Source organism: Citrobacter sp. S-77 (genome assembly GCF_963864895.1).
GTDB classification, from domain to species: domain Bacteria; phylum Pseudomonadota; class Gammaproteobacteria; order Enterobacterales; family Enterobacteriaceae; genus Citrobacter; species Citrobacter murliniae.
The window spans coordinates 987,824-1,006,144 of record NZ_CAWLWU010000002.1 but is presented as its reverse complement, the minus strand read 5'-3'; the positions used below and the strand labels follow the sequence as shown (position 1 = coordinate 1,006,144).

The window sequence follows — 18,321 nt, the reverse complement described above, 5'->3', positions numbered from 1 at the left end:
ACACTTACGGCTTCAATACCATGCAATCTAAAACCTTCGTGATTTAACATCAACACAAAAATTGGAAAAATTTTCCAAAACTAGATTTAGACCACAATTTAAACAAGGCCATTATGCAAAAATACTTATAAATCAGAGATCAAGAAATCAGGCTTGTAGAAGATCATTAAGGGAGTAGCTGACGATGTTTGACCCGGAAACACTGCGTACCTTTATCGGCGTCGCCGAAACGGGAAGTTTCTCCCGGGCGGCAGATCGCTTGTGTAAAACCACGGCCACCATCAGTTACCGCATTAAGCTTCTGGAAGAAAACACCGGCGTCGCGCTGTTTTTTCGCACCACCCGAAGCGTGACGTTAACCGCCGCAGGTTCTCACCTTCTTACCCAGGCAAAAGACTGGCTCGCCTGGCTGGACAGCATGCCCAGCGAATTACAGCAAGTGAACGACGGCGTAGAGCGCCAGGTGAATATTGTGGTCAACAACCTGCTGTACAGCCCTGAAGCCGTCGCTCGCCTGTTATCCTGGCTTAACGCCCGTTACCCCTTTACTCAGTTTCACTTTTCCCGGCAAATTTATATGGGCGTTTGGGATTCACTCTTATACGAAGGATTCTCGCTGGCCATCGGCGTCACCGGCACGGAACCGATGGCGAACACCTTTACCCTCGATCCTTTGGGTTCTGTTCAGTGGCGATTTGTCATGTCGGCAGATCATCCCCTGGCAGACGCCAGCGGCTCATTAACAGAAGCGCAGTTGCGCCGTTTTCCGGCAATTAACATTGAGGACAGCGCGCGGACCCTGACCAAACGGGTCGCATGGCGTCTTCCCGGTCAAAAGGAGATCATCGTCCCGGACATGGAAACCAAGATTGCGGCGCATCTTGCAGGCGTGGGTATTGGATTCGTTCCGCAGCCGCTCTGCCAACCGTTACTGGATAGCGGCCAACTGGTCAGCAGTATCATCCCGACCATGCGTCCCCCCTCCCCCTTAAGCCTCGCGTGGCATAAGTTTGGCGCGGGTAAGGCCGTAGAAGATATTGTGGCGCTGTTTACCCAGCGAAAACCGGAAATCGCCGGATTTTTAGCAATTTTCAACAATGCACGCGATTGAAAATCAAGTCATCCTCTCATTTGGCGCGTAAAATAGTACGCAGGATGATTTGAGGTTTAGTGTTCTACTATGCAAGACAGACAAACAAAACAGGACTATCGTGCGATTCTGCTCGCCGGTACGCCTTTAATCGATGTACGCGCGCCCGTCGAATTTCAACAAGGTGCCATGCCTGGCGCAATTAACCTGCCTTTAATGGATAACGAGGAGCGTACCGCGGTCGGCATCTGTTACAAGCGTCAGGGACCGGAAGCGGCACTCGCGCTTGGGCATCAACTTGTCAGTGGTGACATCCGTCAACAGCGGATGAAAGCCTGGCAAGATGCCTGTCGTCTACATCCTGAGGGATATTTATGCTGTGCGCGCGGCGGTCAGCGCTCGCATATTGTGCAGCAATGGCTGCGCGAATCCGGCATCAATTACCCATTGATAGCAGGCGGGTATAAAGCGCTTCGGCAGGCGGCTATGCAAGTGACCGAAGAGCTGGTACAAAAACCCATCATCTTAATTGGCGGCTGTACCGGGAGCGGTAAAACACAGTTGGTGCAACAGCAGCCGAACGGAGTAGATCTTGAAGGCTTAGCGCATCATCGCGGCTCCTCTTTTGGTCGTACCGTCGAACCGCAGCTTAGTCAGGCCAGTTTTGAAAACCTGCTGGCGGTCGAACTGCTAAAAACAGATACCCGTCAGGATCTGCGTCTGTGGGTGCTTGAAGATGAAGGCCGCATGATTGGTGCCAATCATTTGCCCGAATGCTTGCGTGAACGCATGAGCCAGGCGTCTATTGCGGTAGTGGAAGATCCCTTTGAGCTACGTCTCGAGCGGCTTCGTGAAGAGTATTTTGTGCGCATGCACCACGATTTTACGCAAGCTTATGGGGAAACCCAGGGCTGGCGAGAGTACAGCGAATATCTGCACCACGGTCTGTTCGCTATTCGCCGTCGTCTGGGGTTACAACGCTTCGCAGAGCTCACCGCATTGCTCGATGTTGCTCTGACGGAACAGCAGACTAATGGCGGTACCGATGGTCACATGGGCTGGCTGGTGCCATTACTCAACGAATATTACGATCCGATGTATCGCTATCAGCTGGAAAAGAAAGCCGCAAAAATTGTTTTTCGCGGCACATGGCAGGAGGTTGCCGACTGGGTTCAGACGCAGTAATAGAATTCGCATGCCGGGCTTAGCTACGCTTGCCCGGCCTGTTATTAGCGCGTATTAATGCCTGTCACGCTTGTCGGCACGTTTCGCCAGCCAGTCGCCAAATACCTGTACGACCTGCACCAGAATAATCAGTGCCACCACGGTGACAATCATCACCTGGGTTTCGTAACGGTAATAACCGAAGCGAATAGCCAGGTCGCCAACGCCACCGCCGCCAACAATTCCGGCCATTGCGGAGTATCCAATCAAACTCACCAGCGTTATCGTCAGTCCACGCAGCAGACCCGCGCTGGCCTCCGGTAACAGAACCGTACAGATAATACGCATCGGGCTGGCGCCAAAGGCTTCTGCCGCTTCAATGATTCCTTTATCAACCTCACGCAGCGCGCTGTCCACCAGCCGGGCATAGAACGCAATTGCCGCAACAGAAAGCGGTACCGAAGCCGCAATCGGTCCGATGGTATTACCGAGCAGAAACTGCGTTAGCGGCAGCAACAGCACCAACAGGATCACAAACGGCACCGATCGGATGATATTCACCAGCACGGAGCTGAGCAGATAGACAAAACGGTTCTGCCAGAATAAATGCCTGTCAGTAACGAAAATGAGAAAGCCCAGCGGCAGACCGCCAATAATCGCCAGCACCGTCGAGATGCTAAGCATCTGGAAAGTTTCATTGAACGCCAGTGTCAAATCCGGCAATAAATCATCCACGAATCACCTCCACCTGTGCAGTACGTTGACGAATATGTTCCACGGCGGCATCCACCGCGCCAGGATTATGCGGTGCAGTCAGTTGCACCACTAAGATCCCCAGCGCACGCTCACCGATATACTCAATTTTGCCGTGCAGGATATTCACCGCTACACCAAACTTTACCGCCACTTCAGACAACACCGGCTGTTCTGCCGAGTCGCCGATAAACAAGATTTTCAGCAATTGACCGGGCAGATGTTCCCGCAGCCGTTCCGGGAGCGTCAGATTGAGCGTATGCGATACCAGTTGCTGCGTGAAAGCATGCTGCGGGTGGGCAAAGACATCAAACACTTCGCCTGTTTCCACCACTTTCCCGCCTGACATCACTGCCACACGATCGCAGATAGATTTGATCACGTTCATTTCATGAGTGATCAGCACGATCGTGATCCCCAACTGTTGGTTGATCTGTTTGAGCAGAGCCAGAATAGTGGCTGAGGTTTCCAGATCCAAAGCAGAGGTGGGTTCATCGCACAGCAGCACATCCGGGTGGTTGGCAATAGCGCGGGCAATGCCAACACGCTGCTTTTGCCCACCACTAAGTTGTACGGGATAACGGTTAGCCTTATCGGACAGCCCAACCAGTGACAGAATTTCCGTCACGCGCGGTCCGATTTTACTGCGCTCCCACCCGGCTGCTTTCAGGCTGAAGGCGACGTTTTGCGCAACGGTTCGGGTATGCATCAGATTAAAGTGTTGGAAAATCATTCCAATACGCTGGCGGGCCTTACGTAAATGCCCCCCTTCGAGCGCAGAGATTTCTACTCCGTTAACCTTTACGCTTCCCTGACTTGGGCGTGTTAAGGCGTTCAGGGTGCGCAAAAGCGTACTCTTTCCCGCACCGCTGGTACCGACAATGCCAAATATCTCACCCGCGCCGATACGCAGGCTGACGTCATCAACCGCCCTTGTTGACGGCCCACGGCCTGCGGTGAAATCCACGCAAACCTTATCTATCTCAATCATAGCCACCTCAGAAATGCGAAAAGGGCAGTCATCGCTGCCCTGTTAAACCTTTTGCGCAGCGATTATTTGGCTGCCGACATCCATTCCGGTTTCTGGAAGGCACTGTAGATATTTTTCGGATCGTCAATCACCGCACGATAGGCCGGAGATTTCACCGCCTCAACAATATCTTTAGCGAACGGTTTATCCGCATCTTCAGTGCGTACCGCGATGATATTTTTCAGGTTCTCATCCAGATGTTCTTGCTTAATGGCACTGGAGAGATCCAGTTTTGCCGCGACAGCAAAGTTGCCGTTGACCAGCGCCCCGGTTACGCCATCCAGCGTACGCGGCAGTTGCGCGGCTTCCAGCGGCTTAAAGATCAACCCCTTCGGGTTGCTGGCAATATCGCGCTCGGAAGCTTTGGTCGGATCGATATTGTCTTTAATGGTGATCAGATCGATTGATTGCAGGAAGCGCAGACCACGAGCCAGGTTGGTCGGATCGTTTGACAGGGTGATGACATCCCCTTTCTTCAGCTCATCCAGGCTTTTGATTTTATGCGAGTAAAAACCCATTCCGGCCGTAGGGACCACAATGAGCTTGCTCAGTTTCAACCCTTTATCAGCGGTGAATTTGTCAAAATAGAGCGAGTGCTGGAACAAGTTAGCGTCAATGCTACCGTTGGAGAGTGCCATATTCGGCTGGACATAGTCACTGAATTCGCGCACCACTACCTTGTAGCCTTTCTCTTTCAGCGTCGGGGCAATAGCCTGTTTCACCATATCACCATATGGACCCGGCGCAACACCGAACACGATGGTGTGCGGATCGCTGTTCGCATGAGCAAACTGTAATCCACAGGCCAACAACAGTACCCCGCTTGCGACGCGTAAACTCTGACGCAATCCCATAACTTCTCCATTTTAACGTTGTGATGTAATGTCCCACGCCGTTCATGCGGCGTTGTTTTTTTGGCCTGCTTAACAGGCTGATTCTTAACATGACACAGATCACAGCCTGCTGTCCTTGAAATTATTTCATGATGTTGCGAAGTATGTCGTTGAATGGGTAAGGAAGGCGTTTATGCAAGTTTCAGGAATGAATAGTTGAAAAACGAAAAAGCCGGATAGCATCATCCGGCTTATAGGCGGCGCCTGGTCAAATACCCGATTAGCATCGCACTATCGGGCATCTGTTTTAGCAGGGCGTTCTTAGAAATCGTAGCGCAGACGCACCAGGTTCATGTCGCCCAGGTTGTCGGTGCTGGAGGTAAAGACGTGTTCGTAATCCACACGGAAACCATAATCCAGCTGGAAGCTGATACCCAACCCATTGTCGGTACGCAGATAGTTACGACCATTCACGTATTCGATACGGTCCCCCATGAAGTAAGGCTGGATGGATTTAACCGCATACTGACCAACCGGGAATGTGTAACCAGCAAAGTATTCCAGACCCCATGCGTCACCAGCAAAGTAGTCGTTAACCGATACTTTTTTGGTGGTCATGAAGTTTTGATACCAGCCGCCACCCAATGAGAAGGTCCAGTTGTCCGGTTTCCAGCTCAGTGCGGTACCAACGATGTTCTGATCGTAAGTTTTGCTACTGTTGCCGCGCATTTCCGCACGGGTGTAGTTCCACGCGGTACCCCAGGTTAAGTCATCAGTGATGTGGTAATCCACGCCCAGAGAGCCACCACCTTTACGCTTGTAGCGCAGGCCGTTATTCGGGTTGTAATCATCGCTGAACAGATAAGAAGCGTAGAGATCAACATCCCCAACAGCTTTCTTATACTTCAGAGACTTACGCGTGCGATATGAGCCATCGTAGTCGCCATTAATACCGTTACCTGGCGCCTGACCGATCATGTCGTAGTCCCAGATATCCGTTTTCGCACCGACCACATCATAGTAAATGCTGTTCTGTTGACCGAAGGTCAGTGTACCCCAGGTCGCGCTTTTCAGACCGGTGTACAGCATACGACGCGTGGTATCGTTGGCGCCGTCAGCGTAGTGATTATCCCAGTTGAACATGGCCGGGAAGTTAACGCCCAGCTCGTAGTAGCTCACCCAACTGATGTCATCAAACAGATAGTAGTCAGCAGCAAAGCGGAAACGCGTGCCGCCGTCAAAACCATTACGTTTGTAACCATTCTTACCATCATCGCCAGCCATATTCTGGAACTGTGGACGAATACTCCCGCCGACGGTGAAGTTAAGACGGCTCAGCGGATTGCCCGCCTGCGGATCTTGTTTCAGGACCGTGATTTCCGCCTGAGAAGCGAAAGTCGTTAATGCCACTGCTGCGCCGATCGATACCGCCAGCGCTGTTTTTTTTATAGTCATGGTTTTACCTTGATAGATAGCCTGCCAATTATTCAGCATGCAAATATTAACTTTTATTAACCCTGTCGTGTTGGCGGTTTTTTATTGATTTGTGCTGTTAAATATCAAGGAGTTATCAATTTGTGCCCTATAGAAAAAAATACGCACCGATATAAAAAACCGGTGCGTAATCATCACTGAAATGAATTAATTACTGAATTGTCGGAAGAGTGCTTTACCTTTTAACAGGCGTGCGCCGAGCCATCCGCCACATAATGAGAGCAGCAGCGCCCCGCAAAACGGCAATACTACCCACAGTCGCCAGTCAGGTTCCCATGGGAAGTCAAAGACTTTGGTTTGCAGAACCGCCAGCGCCGTTTCAGCACCAATGGCCGCCACCAGCCCGGAGACCATCCCCAGCATGGCGAACTCGCACCACAGCGTGGTACGCAAAAGTTTCTTACCCGCCCCGAGCGTACGCCAGACCACCAGTTCCTGATGACGCTGGCGCATCCCGACCTGAACCTGGGCCAGGAGCAACAACATGCCGCAGGCAGTTACCAGCACTACCATCACCTCCAGCGCCCGACTAACCTGCTGCAGAACCTGACCAACCTGCTTGAGGATTGCGCCGATATCCAGCAGGCTGACGGTCGGAAACTCGCGATTAAGCTGTGTCAGCATGCCGTTACCGTTCTCCCAGCGAAAACTGGTCAGCCAGCTTTGCGGCTGTCCGTCCAGTGCGCCGGAAGGAAAGATAAAGAAGAAGTTAGGCCGCAGACTTTCCCAGTCCACTTTGCGCAGGCTGCTGACCGTGGCACTGAAATCCTGGGTATCCCCCATAAAGGTCACACGATCGCCGAGCTTCACGTTCAGCCGTTTTGCCAGCCCCTCCTCCATCGATACCTCACCAGCTTTTGGCGGCCAGGTTCCGGCGGTAATCGGGTTATGATCCGGTCGGGTATCCTGCCAGGTCAGGTTCAATTCACGGTTGAGCGCTTCATCCTGATTGCCCTCGGTCGCCTTATCATTAATTGCCGTCAGACGCGCCCGCACAATCGGGTAGAACGACTCAGGAATTATCTGATGCTCAGACAGGAAACCCTTCAGCGGTACAACCTGTTCAGTCGCGATGTTGATAAGGAAGTAGTTCGGGCTTTCCGGCGGCATTTGCTGCTGCCAGCGATCGAGCAGATCGCCACGCAGTACCAGCAACAACGCCAGCAGCATAAAGGAGAGTGAAAAGGCTGAGAGCTGGCTCAGCGTTGACCAGGGCTGACGCAACAGTCGGCTGACCGCTAAACGCAGCGGCAGCGAGGTTAACGTCATGCCACGCAGCACGTTGAGCAGCATCCAGCCCAGCACGCCGCACAGTAGCGCCAGTACGACCGCACCAGCCAGCACCGCCCACAGCAGCATACTGCCACCCATCAACCCCGCGAGGAGCGCAACAATAACAACCGAAACCAACGGGAGATAAAATTTCAGCGGCCAGACATTTGCCACCACGTCACGGCGCAGCACCCGCAGCGGCTGCGTGGCCAGTAACAGACGATAAGGACGTAGCCCCACCAGCAGAGAGATAACGGTCATGGTGCCTAATGCCCACAGCCATGGCCACAGACTGGCTGGCGGCAATTCGCCGGGTAATACGGGCCTGAGCAACACCACCAGAACACGCTCAAACAGTAGCCCACATGCTCCGCCGGTTATGCCAGACAGCGCCAGTACCATCAGCCACTGTCCGACAATCAATTTACGCAACTGCGCCCTGCCCGCACCGAGCGTTTTCAAAATCGCCACCAAATCGTACCGACTGCGGCAATAATGACTCATCGCCACCGCAACGGCGGCAACCGCCAGCAGCAACGTTAGCAACGCCGACAACAGGAGGAACTGCTGCGAGCGTTCGAGCGATTTCCCTAACGCCCCTTCATCCTGCTCCAGCCCGTACCAGCGTTGTTCCGGCTTTAGCTGCGGCAACAGCCATTGCTCATACCCTTCCAGTTGCTGCGGCGTACCGCCAAATTTATAACGCCATGTCACGCGGCTTCCCGGCTGGACCGCGCCAGTTTTTGCAACATCCGCCATATTCATCATCAGGCGCGGCGCTATCTGGAACGGGTTAAAGCCGGAATCTGGCTCCTGTACCACTTCTCCGGCAATATGCAGGGTGACGTCACCAACATCGATGGAATCACCGATTTTTAAATTGAGCAGCGCCATCAGGCGCGGAGCCAGCAGTACAGATCCTGGCTGTGGTTTGAGTCCCGGAGGGTTGGTTTGCAAATTACCATACATCGGGTAAACGTCATCCACCGCTTTGACATTCGCCAGTTGCGGAGTATCGGCCGCAAAGGTCATAGTAGCGAAGGTCAGCTGTTCGCCCACCTTCAGGCCACGTTGACGCGCCTCATCAATCCATGATGTTGGCACTTCCCGCGAGCTTTGTAGCGCCCGGTCACCCGCCATAAACTCGCGACTTTGCTGACTCAGCCCTTTTTCCATACGGTCGCTGATGTTGCCCAGCGCCAGCACGCAGGCCACCGCCAGACTCAGCGCCAGCCAGACGATTAATAATGAAGGTGAGCGCCATTCGCGCCAGAACCAGCGTGCGATCATGCCTCCTCCTGCAACTGCCCGTTCACCAGACGTAAACGCCTGTCACAGCGTGCCGCCAGTTGCGGATCGTGAGTCACCAGAATCAGAGTCGTGCCGTGTTCACGGTTGAGGGAAAACAGCAGATCGGCAATTTTGTCTCCGGTTTGTCGGTCCAGGTTGCCTGTTGGCTCATCGGCAAACAGTACGTCAGGGCGCCCGTTAAACGCCCGCGCCAACGCCACGCGCTGCTGCTCACCGCCTGAGAGTTGAGCAGGAAGGTGGTCGAGACGTTTCCCCAACCCCAGTTGCTCAAGCAATGCTTTCGCACCATCGCGGCTTTTCCCGCTATTTTCCCCCCGCAATAACGCGGGCAACTCAACGTTCTCCAACGCATTCAGGGTTGGAATTAACATGAAGGACTGGAAAACAAAACCGACATGCTTCGCCCGCAGTTGTGCCCTGGCCTCTTCATCCATAGTATGCAACGGCTGTCCTACCAGGCAGACTTCTCCGCCAGAGCCATCGTCCAGACCGGCGAGGATTGCCAGCAGTGTCGATTTTCCCGAGCCCGACTCGCCAATCAACGCAATGGTCTCGGCGCGTTTGACAACCAGTTCAACTCCGGTAAGGATGGATAGCTCGTGATCACCCTGACCGACGGATTTCTTAAGATGATGAACTTCAACAATGTTTTCCGCTGGCATTTGCCCTTCCTGTTCCTGGTCCTGTTAACGTTCCGCGCCGCCGCAGCGGACACGTTATTAATTCTGGGTGACAGCCTGAGTGCCGGATACCGTATGTCAGCCAGCGCGGCGTGGCCAGCGCTACTCCATGATAAATGGCAAACCAAAACATCTGTGGTGAATGCCAGCATTAGCGGCGACACCTCACAACAGGGTCTGTCCCGTCTGCCCGCATTACTGCAACAGCATCAGCCTCGCTGGGTGCTGGTAGAACTTGGCGGCAACGACGGGCTACGCGGGTTTCAACCTCTGCAAACCGAACAGACTCTGCGCAAAATATTGCAGGACGTGAAGGCCGCGAATGCCGAACCGTTATTGATGCAAATTCGTCTGCCGGCAAACTACGGTCGCCGTTATAATGAAACCTTTAGCGCTATTTATCCAAAGCTTGCCAAAGAGTTTGATATTCCTCTGTTGCCCTTTTTTATGGAAGAGGTCTATCTGAAACCCCAGTGGATGCAGGATGATGGTATTCATCCAAATCGTGACGCCCAGCCGTTTATTGCCGACTGGATGGCGAAACAACTCACTCCTTTAGTTAACCACGACTCGTAAATCAACGGAGATCCTGACAGGTAAAGTTATGCAAAAATCGGTCTTAATAACAGGATGTTCCAGCGGTATCGGCCTGGAAAGCGCGCTTGAGCTAAAGCGCCAGGGTTTTCAAATTCTGGCAGCCTGCCGTAAGCCTGACGATGTCGCACGTATGAATGGCATGGGATTCACCGGCATATTGCTGGATCTGGATTCGCCAGAAAGTGTGGATCGTGCTGCCGATGAGGTGATCGCCCTGACCGATAATCGTTTGTATGGGATCTTTAACAACGCAGGATACGGCGTGTATGGTCCGCTGACCACTATCAGCCGTGAACAGATGGAACAACAGTTTTCCGCCAACTTCTTTGGCGCGCATCAGCTCACTATGCGCCTGCTGCCTGCCATGTTACCGCATGGCGAAGGGCGGATTGTGATGACCTCTTCAGTAATGGGGTTAATCTCCACGCCTGGACGTGGGGCGTACGCCGCCAGTAAATACGCACTGGAAGCGTGGTCCGATGCACTGCGCATGGAACTACGCCACAGTGGAATCAAGGTCAGCCTGATTGAACCCGGCCCCATACGTACCCGTTTTACCGAAAACGTTAACCAGACCCAAAGCGATTCTCCTGTCGAAAACCCCGGCATTGCCGCGCGTTTTACGCTGGGCCCAGAGGCTGTTGTCGCCAAAGTGCGCCATGCTTTTGAAAGTGATAAACCGAAACTGCGCTACCCCGTCACCCTGGTGACCTGGGCAGTTATGCTGCTGAAACGCCTGTTGCCAGGTCGCGTAATGGACAAAATTTTACAGGGCTGAGTTGAAGCCAGCACGTCTGCCCCCATGTAAAAACAAATAGACGAATAGAGAGTGACTCCATGTCCGTACAAAATATTGTCAATATTAACGAATCTAACCTGCAGCAGACCCTTGAGCTGTCGATGACCACACCGGTCCTGTTCTATTTCTGGTCTGAACGTAGCCAGCATTGTCTGCAACTAACGCCGGTACTGGAAAGTCTTGCCGCGCAGTACAACGGTCAGTTTATTCTCGCCAAACTGGACTGCGACGCTGAACAGATGATCGCCTCCCAGTTTGGCCTGCGCGCTATCCCAACGGTATATCTGTTCCAGAACGGTCAGCCGGTAGACGGATTCCAGGGGCCGCAGCCGGAAGAAGTCATTCGCGCACTGCTCGATAAAGTGCTCCCAAGTGAAGAGGAGCTGAAAGCGCGCCAGGCCATTGAGTTTATTGAAGCCGGCAATCACGCCGAAGCGCTGCCGTTGCTGAAAGAAGCCTGGCAGTTATCTAACCAAAGCAGCGAAATCGGCCTGCTGCTGGCAGAAACACAAATCGCGCTTAACCGTTCGGAGGATGCCGAAGCGGTACTGAAAACCATTCCGTTACAGGATCAGGACACCCGTTATCAGGGGCTGGTCGCGCAGATTGAACTACTGAAACAAGCGGCAGATACGCCGGAAATCCAGCAGTTACAGCAGCAAGTAGCGAGCAACCCTCAGGATGCGGCACTGGCAGCACAGTTGGCGTTACAACTGCACCAGGTCGGACGTAACGAAGAGGCGCTGGAACTGCTGTTCAGCCACCTGAGAAAAGATCTTGCGGCCGCAGACGGTCAGGCTCGTAAGACCTTCCAGGAAATTCTCGCTGCGCTGGGAACCGGTGATGCGCTGGCATCGAAATATCGTCGCCAGCTGTACGCGTTGTTGTACTAATCTGCGTGATTTTGCCCGATGACGCTTACGCTCATCGGGCCTAGAAAAAACGCATCCGGCATCACATCACGGCTTTTTCAAATGCGTCACCACCAGTTGGTGGCGCGAATTGTAGAATTTCCGGTAAGTGAGATAACAGGCAATAATGGTCGACAGGCTGGCGGTAGAAAGCAGCATAAAGGTCACCATTATCTGATACTTAATTGCTTTTACCGGATCGATACCAGCAAAGATCAAGCCCGACATCATCCCTGGTAAGCTCACCAGTCCCACAGTTTTCGCTGAATCGATCGTCGGGATCAATGACGCACGAATGCTGTCGCGAATAAGCGGCGCAGACGCCACTTTCGGCGTGGCACCGAGGCTCAATTTCTCCTGGATTTGCTGCTGCTCGCTGTTAAACCGCTGCCCCAGGTTGTTGTAACATAACCCGACCGCCACCATCGCATTACCTGCGATCATGCCGGAAATTGGGATCACCTGCATTGGCGCGAATTCGATGGAACCGGACAGAACCAGAACAGCCAGCGTCACCCCCGCTCCCGACGTAATGGCGATAAACGACGAGATAAAGGCTTTATCAATATATTTACTGCGTTTTTGCGCGTTATACGCAGCGTTAAAGCAGATAAACAGCACCATCACTAGAGTCAGAATGCTGTGGTTAACGCCAAAGATATATTTCAGCACATAGCCGACGATAATAAGCTGGATCACCGCCCGGCAAACGCTCCAGAGAATATCTTTTTCCAGCGCCAGTTTTTCTTTGTGACTAATCAGTATTGCCACTACCACCAGCATCATCGCTAACGCCAGTGATTCATTGGTAATATTATGCTCGTTCATTGCTTGCTTCCTGCATCTCTCCGGCATGCGGCTGAAGGGTAATGATATTATCCGCATGATTAATTTCATCTTTGTCGTGCGTAACCCACAGCACTGCGATATTTTTCTCGCGAACGTAACGGTGAATTAATTCATTCACGTTGCGTTTATTGGCCTCATCCAGTGCGCTGGTTATTTCATCCAGCAACAGGATTTTGGGCAGAAACTGCAAATTGCGAATTAATGAGATACGCTGTTTTTCGCCTCCGGAGAGTTCATTAATATTTTTTTTGAGGATCTCCTCAGGCAGTTCAAAGCGGGCCAAGTCGGCCAGAAACGTATCAGGTTCAGGGCGTTTATTGCGGATTTGCCACGGGAAAATAAGGTTATCGTAGACAGTATCGCCAAACAAAGCGGGGGTTTGCGCGCAATAAGAAACCTGCTGACGATAAGCTTCGGGTTTGAGGGTAGTTATCTCCTTTCCCTCAAAAATAATCTCACCGGCACTCGGGCTAATTAACGACGCCACAATCTTCAGTAACGTACTTTTACCGCAGCCGGACTGACCGGTAATCAGCTTAAATTCCCCGGCGTTGAGATTAAAACTGATGTTATTGAGAATTTTCGTCGTTCCCGCCTGCCAGGCGACATTTTTTAACTGAAGCAACATTCTGCTTTCTTCCATTACAGATCCCTTTTTTACATCTTTCGTGCAGACAGTCTATACCCAAAATAATTCGAGTTGCATGAAGGCGGCAAGTGACTGGGGTGAACGAACGTAGCTAACGCACATGCAACTTGAAGTATGACGGATATATCCCTGTAATTTATTATAGGGGAGCCCACCCTGATTAATCGGGTATAATTTGATTAATCAGGTAGTAAAGGACAGCACAACAGGAGGTTTCATCAATGCTCATTTTTATCCCCATTCTCATTTTTGTCGCGCTGGTAATCGTCGGCGCAGGCGTCAAAATCGTCCCGCAGGGATACCAGTGGACAGTGGAGCGTTTTGGCCGTTACACCAAAACCCTGCAGCCAGGCTTAAGTCTCGTAGTGCCCTTCATGGATAGAATTGGTCGTAAGATCAATATGATGGAGCAGGTTCTCGATATCCCGTCGCAGGAAGTTATCTCCAAAGATAACGCCAACGTTTCTATCGATGCAGTGTGCTTTATTCAGGTGATCGACGCGCCGAAAGCAGCATATGAAGTCAGTAATCTTGAACTGGCGATCATCAACCTGACCATGACCAACATTCGTACCGTTCTCGGCTCCATGGAGCTGGATGAAATGCTCTCCCAGCGCGATAACATCAACACACGTCTGCTGCATATCGTTGATGAAGCCACCAATCCCTGGGGCATCAAAATCACCCGTATTGAGATCCGCGATGTACGCCCACCGGCTGAACTTATCGACGCGATGAACGCCCAGATGAAAGCGGAACGTACCAAACGCGCCTACATTCTTGAAGCCGAAGGGATCCGCCAGGCGGAGATCGTCAAAGCGGAAGGTGAGAAGCAGTCGAAAATACTGAAAGCGGAAGGTGAACGCCAGTCCGCGTTTTTACAGGCAGAAGCGCGCGAACGTTCCGCCGAAGCCGAAGCTCGCGCAACTCAGATGGTTTCGGAGGCGATTGCCGCCGGGGATATTCAGGCGGTGAACTACTTCGTGGCTCAGAAATACACCGAAGCGCTGCAACAAATCGGTTCGTCAAATAACAGTAAAGTGGTGATGATGCCACTGGACGCCAGCAGCCTGATGGGCTCGATTGCCGGCATCAGCGAATTAATTAAGGACAGCGCCAGCGAACGGAAAAAATCATGATAGCGATGATTCTGGTTCACCCACATATCTTCTGGCTTAGCCTCGGTGGTCTGTTACTGGCCGCCGAGATGCTGGGCGGTAACGGTTATCTGCTGTGGAGCGGTGTAGCAGCGGTGATCACCGGTCTGGTGGTCTGGCTACTTCCGCTCGACTGGGCGTGGCAGGGTGCGATGTTCGCCTTGTTAACGTTGCTGGCAGCCTGGCTGTGGTGGAAGTGGCTGGCAAAGCGCGTACAGGAGCAGAAACCAGCTGACAGCCACCTCAATCAGCGCGGGCAGCAGCTGGTCGGTCGCCGGTTTATTCTGGAGACCACGCTGGTGAATGGTCGCGGGCATATGCGCGTTGGCGACAGTTCCTGGCCGGTCAGTGCAAACGATAATTTGACTGCCGGTACGCAGGTCGAAGTGGTTGCCATTGAGGGTATCACCCTGGTTATCAAAGCCGTATCACAATAAATCATACAGGAAATAAGATTATGGTCAGGAAGACATCCCTCGCTCTAGCCCTTTGTTCATTGTTGGCAGGAGCCCCTCAGGCATTTGCTTCTTTTGATATGGAAGATTGCAAATGGAGTGATGACCACTGTCTGCTAAAAGGTATCCCGGTATTCAGCCCGCAAAACGACAGCCGGGATAACCTGCTGCGATTGTTAAGCCAGGAAAAATCATTCGCCCTGCCCGTTCAGTCAATGCCTGAGGATATCACCCGCTCCCGCGATTTCTATTTTGCGTATCACCCGCAGTGGGATGAAATCACGTCGCCAGCCGCCGCTACGCCGGAGCAACGTGCAGATGACACGCTTGCTCGCCAGATGGACAAGCTGCAGATCGCCGCCGAAGAGATAAATGCCGACGGCACAGAGAATGAAAACCGCCATGTTTCAAATAACAGGGACAGCGTCAGTCAGTTTTTTGCCGCGCTACTGGCCGATACCTCGTTAACGGTTGAACAACGCCAGGCGTTAGCCCGGGCGCGGTTGGGGTTATTGTCCGGCGCGACCGGCGAGCAGATTACGTCCTCCCTCACCTCAATCCCAGCCGATTCATCCGCGCAACAGTATAAAACCTATCTGATCGCCGCCGCGCGTTTCTATGAAGGCGACTACGTCAATGCGGAACAGAATTTCACGCAGCTTGCCACCAGCGATCGTCCGTGGCTGGCAGAAACCGCGCAATACATGTTGATGCGCACGGCGCTGAATAAAAGTAGCCAGAACAGCGTCGGTGAATACGGTGATTTTGATATCGCCAGAATCAACCGCCAGGATGCCGCTCAGGCACAGACTCTGGCACAAACTTATCTGCAACACTTCCCGCAGGGACTTTACGCCGATTCTGCGCGCGGTATGCTGCGCCGTATTAACTGGTATCTGCAATCGTGGGCGCCGCTGGCAACACTGTATGAGCAAGGCTTCCAGCAGGCAGCCGACGCACCGCAACTGCGTAACACGGTCATCGAATACGATAATGTTTTTGGCATGCAGTTCCTGGAGCAATCCGCAGTTGAGACCTTCCCTGACGCCCCATGGGTCAGCTATATCGAACTGCTGCGCGCCCTGCGACTAAACAACGACGACAAACCGACGCTGACGCAGGCGCAGCTCGACGCCAGCAAGCCCGTTTTCGAGAAGAGCGGAAAACTGCCGCTGTGGCACAACCTGCAACTAAATCTGTGGATGGCGACTGGCAACTACACAGCCATTGTTCAGGCAGTAACCCCGGCGCAGAAACTCCCCGCAAACGACACTCTCGCCTTCAGCGAACAAGTGCTTTATGGCGAAGCACTGATGGGGCAAAAGCAGTGGTCTGCGGCGCGTGAGTTCTGGCAGCAACTATTGAAACATAGCCAGAATAACGAACAGCAACAATATGCGCAGGCTAAACTGGCGGCAACGCTGGTCTACAGCGGCGATGTGGCGGCAGTTTTCGCCCCGAACAGCATGGTTACAAACCTGCGTTTTCGTTCACAGGTGCTGAAAACACAAGCCTCTCCTGAACTACTGCGCCAGCAGGCAACCCACGGACCAAATAATGAAGAGCGTACCATCGCGCTGCATACGCTACTGGTGCGGGATTTAACCGAGAATCGCTTTGGCGACTGGCTGAATGACAGAAAACTTGCCAGCGCAATTACGCAACCGGTATCCGCAGATGCGTTTGCTGATGTCAATCTGAACACCTTTGACTGGAACGGCGATGCCGCTCAGGCCGGTTACGCATGCCGTAGCCTGACTGAAACAGTCACAGTGCTAAGCAAAAAAGCGGATGATGCCCACGCTCTGAACTGTCTGGGTGAGTTTTTCCGTACCACGCAAACCCGTGTTGATCTGTGGGCAAACAGTACAGGCAATGATGTGCTGGAAGTGGCAATTTCACGTAAAGAACCGTTCGGTCAGTACGACAGACAGCGCTACTATCAGCAGGTTATCGCTGCACCAAAAGCGGAACTCGAGGATAAAAGCTTTGCGTTGTATCGCGCCATCATGTGCTATGCACCATCAGGTTCGAACGAATGCGGTGGCGCAGAGGTGGATAAATCACAGCGTAAAGAGTGGTTCACGCAACTGAAGACACAGTATCCAGGAAGCCCGTGGGCGCAAAAACTCAAATATTACTGGTAGCTGCGCTGCTGGCCGGACAGGTACAGGCTACGGAAATTGTCACCGCCCGCGACCATCCGGCCTTCTGGTTGTGGTCAGGAGTGAAAGCCAGCAACGAACTCCAGAACGCGCAAACGGTCTATTTGCATCAGGGTGAAGTAGTCACTCAGTCAGGGGAAGTAATCTTTCAGCGGCTCGGCTTGCCGGTCAGTCGTCTGACATTTCCAACAATCTGGCTGACCGTACGCTTCACCACCCTCGACGTGCCGGAAGAGATTCCGGCGCGTATCATACGGCTGTTGCAACGCTGGCAGTCTGCAGGGAATCACGTCGTCGGTTTGCAGGTTGATTTTGACGCCGCAACTCATCAGCTCACGGATTACGCTCACTTTCTGCGTCAGCTTCGCCAACAGTTACCGCCAGAGTTCGCCCTTGGCGTTACCGGGCTGCTGGACTGGGCGAAAACCGGCGATATCGCCACGCTGAACGCATTGCCGGTCGATGAACTGGTAGTTCAGAGCTATCAGGGACGTCACACTGTGGCAAATTATCAGGCGTATTTGCCCGCGCTCATCCGGTTACGCATACCATTTAAGCTTGGGCTGGTGCAAAACGGTAGCCGGGATCCGCAGGCTGAAGCTCAGCTTGAAAAATCCCCGTGGTATCGCGGTACGGTAGTATTTATGCTCAATCCCTCTCGCCGCTAAACCTTTGCTTTGTGATGACAACAGCCGGAGAGATTATCAATAATTGGACATTCGGCGCTGTCATCGCCAGGGCAACTGTTTGCCAGCGCCAGCAAATGTCCCCGCATCGCCTGTAATTCGCTGATATGCCGTTCGATTTCAGCCACCTTCTCGAGAGTACGTTTTTTTACATCTGCGCTGTGACGTGCCGGATCGTTAAACAGGTTCACCAGCTCACCGCACTCTTCGAGATTAAACCCAACCTGCCGCGCTTGTCGCAACAACGTCAGTTCATTCAGATGTTGCTGGGTATAAGTGCGGTATCCGTTCTCGCTACGCAGCGGCGGAGTCACCAGCCCTTTCTCTTCATAAAAGCGAATAGCTTTACTGGTTAATCCGGTTTTTTTCGCCACATCACTAATATTCACATCATCCCCCACAGCTCTCTCAATGCAGAGCCACATT

Annotated in this window: 18 protein-coding genes; 9 read left to right on the top strand and 9 right to left on the bottom strand. The window is 52.8% G+C overall.

Annotated features, from left to right (window positions below):
- The first annotated feature begins 184 nt into the window (after window positions 1-184).
- Both allS and mnmH read left to right on the top strand, forming a co-directional pair.
- On the top strand, window positions 185-1,111 hold the full coding sequence (gene allS, locus AACS05_RS05355; RefSeq protein WP_045440732.1) for an HTH-type transcriptional activator AllS: 927 nt from the start codon (window positions 185-187) through the stop codon (window positions 1,109-1,111).
- A gap of 69 nt (window positions 1,112-1,180) precedes the next feature.
- A complete protein-coding gene (gene mnmH / locus AACS05_RS05350; protein ID WP_045440730.1) occupies window positions 1,181-2,275 on the top strand; it encodes a tRNA 2-selenouridine(34) synthase MnmH in 1,095 nt (364 codons plus the stop codon).
- Window positions 2,276-2,329: 54 nt separating this feature from the next.
- On the opposite strand, the gene AACS05_RS05345 is transcribed toward mnmH, so the two are convergent.
- The 6 genes from AACS05_RS05345 to ybbA all read right to left on the bottom strand — a co-directional run bounded on the left by AACS05_RS05345 (window position 2,330) and on the right by ybbA (window position 9,609).
- The gene (locus AACS05_RS05345; RefSeq protein WP_045440727.1) at window positions 2,330-2,989 is read right to left on the bottom strand and encodes a methionine ABC transporter permease; all 660 of its coding nucleotides are present in this window, start codon (window positions 2,987-2,989) and stop codon (window positions 2,330-2,332) included.
- On the bottom strand, window positions 2,982-3,998 hold the full coding sequence (gene sfbB / locus AACS05_RS05340; RefSeq protein ID WP_045440724.1) for a virulence-associated ABC transporter ATP-binding protein SfbB: 1,017 nt from the start codon (window positions 3,996-3,998) through the stop codon (window positions 2,982-2,984). Before sfbB ends, AACS05_RS05345 begins: the two co-directional genes overlap by 8 nt.
- A gap of 62 nt (window positions 3,999-4,060) precedes the next feature.
- Window positions 4,061-4,891: a MetQ/NlpA family ABC transporter substrate-binding protein gene (locus AACS05_RS05335; protein ID WP_045440722.1), complete on the bottom strand. Its 831-nt coding sequence runs from the start codon at window positions 4,889-4,891 to the stop codon at window positions 4,061-4,063.
- Window positions 4,892-5,191: 300 nt separating this feature from the next.
- Complete coding sequence (locus AACS05_RS05330; protein WP_045449479.1) at window positions 5,192-6,325, bottom strand: porin; 1,134 nt, start codon at window positions 6,323-6,325, stop codon at window positions 5,192-5,194.
- Between the two features lie 186 nt (window positions 6,326-6,511).
- On the bottom strand, window positions 6,512-8,926 hold the full coding sequence (gene ybbP, locus AACS05_RS05325) for a putative ABC transporter permease subunit YbbP (protein ID WP_045440720.1): 2,415 nt from the start codon (window positions 8,924-8,926) through the stop codon (window positions 6,512-6,514).
- Complete coding sequence (gene ybbA / locus AACS05_RS05320; protein ID WP_045449477.1) at window positions 8,923-9,609, bottom strand: putative ABC transporter ATP-binding protein YbbA; 687 nt, start codon at window positions 9,607-9,609, stop codon at window positions 8,923-8,925. Before ybbA ends, ybbP begins: the two co-directional genes overlap by 4 nt.
- Between ybbA and tesA the strand changes: the two genes are divergently transcribed.
- The 3 genes from tesA to AACS05_RS05305 are packed head-to-tail and all read left to right on the top strand — an operon-like array spanning window position 9,577 to window position 11,916.
- Entirely contained in the window at window positions 9,577-10,203 is a 627-nt protein-coding gene (gene tesA, locus AACS05_RS05315) for a multifunctional acyl-CoA thioesterase I/protease I/lysophospholipase L1 (protein WP_200012246.1), read from the top strand. The genes ybbA and tesA overlap by 33 nt on opposite strands.
- Before the next feature lie 28 nt (window positions 10,204-10,231).
- Complete coding sequence (locus AACS05_RS05310) at window positions 10,232-11,002, top strand: SDR family oxidoreductase (protein WP_045440718.1); 771 nt, start codon at window positions 10,232-10,234, stop codon at window positions 11,000-11,002.
- 59 nt (window positions 11,003-11,061) lie between these two features.
- Window positions 11,062-11,916, top strand: a complete 855-nt coding sequence (locus AACS05_RS05305; RefSeq protein WP_045440715.1) for a co-chaperone YbbN — start codon at window positions 11,062-11,064, stop codon at window positions 11,914-11,916.
- Between the two features lie 66 nt (window positions 11,917-11,982).
- Here the strand turns inward: AACS05_RS05305 and fetB are convergent, their stop codons facing one another.
- Entirely contained in the window at window positions 11,983-12,762 is a 780-nt protein-coding gene (fetB, locus tag AACS05_RS05300) for an iron efflux ABC transporter permease subunit FetB (protein ID WP_045440713.1), read from the bottom strand.
- Window positions 12,749-13,426 (bottom strand): iron efflux ABC transporter ATP-binding subunit FetA, encoded by a 678-nt coding sequence (gene fetA, locus AACS05_RS05295; protein ID WP_045440710.1) that lies wholly within the window; start codon window positions 13,424-13,426, stop codon window positions 12,749-12,751. The genes fetB and fetA overlap by 14 nt, the downstream gene beginning before the upstream one ends.
- Before the next feature lie 227 nt (window positions 13,427-13,653).
- Here fetA and AACS05_RS05290 point away from each other — a divergent pair, with 227 nt between their 5' ends.
- Genes AACS05_RS05290 through AACS05_RS05275 form a run of 4 tightly spaced genes read left to right on the top strand, consistent with a single transcriptional unit; the run spans window position 13,654 to window position 17,877 of the window.
- The gene (locus AACS05_RS05290; protein ID WP_045440701.1) at window positions 13,654-14,571 is read left to right on the top strand and encodes an SPFH domain-containing protein; all 918 of its coding nucleotides are present in this window, start codon (window positions 13,654-13,656) and stop codon (window positions 14,569-14,571) included.
- On the top strand, window positions 14,568-15,026 hold the full coding sequence (locus AACS05_RS05285; RefSeq protein ID WP_045440699.1) for an NfeD family protein: 459 nt from the start codon (window positions 14,568-14,570) through the stop codon (window positions 15,024-15,026). Before AACS05_RS05290 ends, AACS05_RS05285 begins: the two co-directional genes overlap by 4 nt.
- Window positions 15,027-15,046: 20 nt before the next feature.
- Window positions 15,047-17,191, top strand: a complete 2,145-nt coding sequence (locus tag AACS05_RS05280; protein WP_045440697.1) for a hypothetical protein — start codon at window positions 15,047-15,049, stop codon at window positions 17,189-17,191.
- A complete protein-coding gene (locus AACS05_RS05275; RefSeq protein WP_045440694.1) occupies window positions 17,161-17,877 on the top strand; it encodes a DUF3142 domain-containing protein in 717 nt (238 codons plus the stop codon). Before AACS05_RS05280 ends, AACS05_RS05275 begins: the two co-directional genes overlap by 31 nt.
- Here the strand turns inward: AACS05_RS05275 and cueR are convergent.
- Entirely contained in the window at window positions 17,874-18,284 is a 411-nt protein-coding gene (gene cueR, locus AACS05_RS05270) for a Cu(I)-responsive transcriptional regulator (RefSeq protein ID WP_045449474.1), read from the bottom strand. The two genes, AACS05_RS05275 and cueR, sit on opposite strands and share 4 nt — an antisense overlap.
- Between the last annotated feature and the right edge of the window lie 37 nt (window positions 18,285-18,321).

Excerpts from the sequence above, each read along its gene's own strand:
- AACS05_RS05280 (WP_045440697.1), top strand. The coding sequence starts at position 15,047 with ATGGTCAGGAAGACATCCCTCGCTCTAGCCCTTTGTTCATTGTTGGCA.
- mnmH (WP_045440730.1), top strand. The coding sequence starts at position 1,181 with ATGCAAGACAGACAAACAAAACAGGACTATCGTGCGATTCTGCTCGCC.
- ybbA (WP_045449477.1), bottom strand. The coding sequence starts at position 9,609 with ATGCCAGCGGAAAACATTGTTGAAGTTCATCATCTTAAGAAATCCGTC.
- AACS05_RS05330 (WP_045449479.1), bottom strand. The coding sequence starts at position 6,325 with ATGACTATAAAAAAAACAGCGCTGGCGGTATCGATCGGCGCAGCAGTG.
- tesA (WP_200012246.1), top strand. The coding sequence starts at position 9,577 with ATGATGAACTTCAACAATGTTTTCCGCTGGCATTTGCCCTTCCTGTTC.
- sfbB (WP_045440724.1), bottom strand. The coding sequence starts at position 3,998 with ATGATTGAGATAGATAAGGTTTGCGTGGATTTCACCGCAGGCCGTGGG.
- fetA (WP_045440710.1), bottom strand. The coding sequence starts at position 13,426 with ATGGAAGAAAGCAGAATGTTGCTTCAGTTAAAAAATGTCGCCTGGCAG.
- AACS05_RS05285 (WP_045440699.1), top strand. The coding sequence starts at position 14,568 with ATGATAGCGATGATTCTGGTTCACCCACATATCTTCTGGCTTAGCCTC.
- AACS05_RS05335 (WP_045440722.1), bottom strand. The coding sequence starts at position 4,891 with ATGGGATTGCGTCAGAGTTTACGCGTCGCAAGCGGGGTACTGTTGTTG.
- AACS05_RS05290 (WP_045440701.1), top strand. The coding sequence starts at position 13,654 with ATGCTCATTTTTATCCCCATTCTCATTTTTGTCGCGCTGGTAATCGTC.
- ybbP (WP_045440720.1), bottom strand. The coding sequence starts at position 8,926 with ATGATCGCACGCTGGTTCTGGCGCGAATGGCGCTCACCTTCATTATTA.
- AACS05_RS05305 (WP_045440715.1), top strand. The coding sequence starts at position 11,062 with ATGTCCGTACAAAATATTGTCAATATTAACGAATCTAACCTGCAGCAG.
- allS (WP_045440732.1), top strand. The coding sequence starts at position 185 with ATGTTTGACCCGGAAACACTGCGTACCTTTATCGGCGTCGCCGAAACG.
- AACS05_RS05310 (WP_045440718.1), top strand. The coding sequence starts at position 10,232 with ATGCAAAAATCGGTCTTAATAACAGGATGTTCCAGCGGTATCGGCCTG.
- fetB (WP_045440713.1), bottom strand. The coding sequence starts at position 12,762 with ATGAACGAGCATAATATTACCAATGAATCACTGGCGTTAGCGATGATG.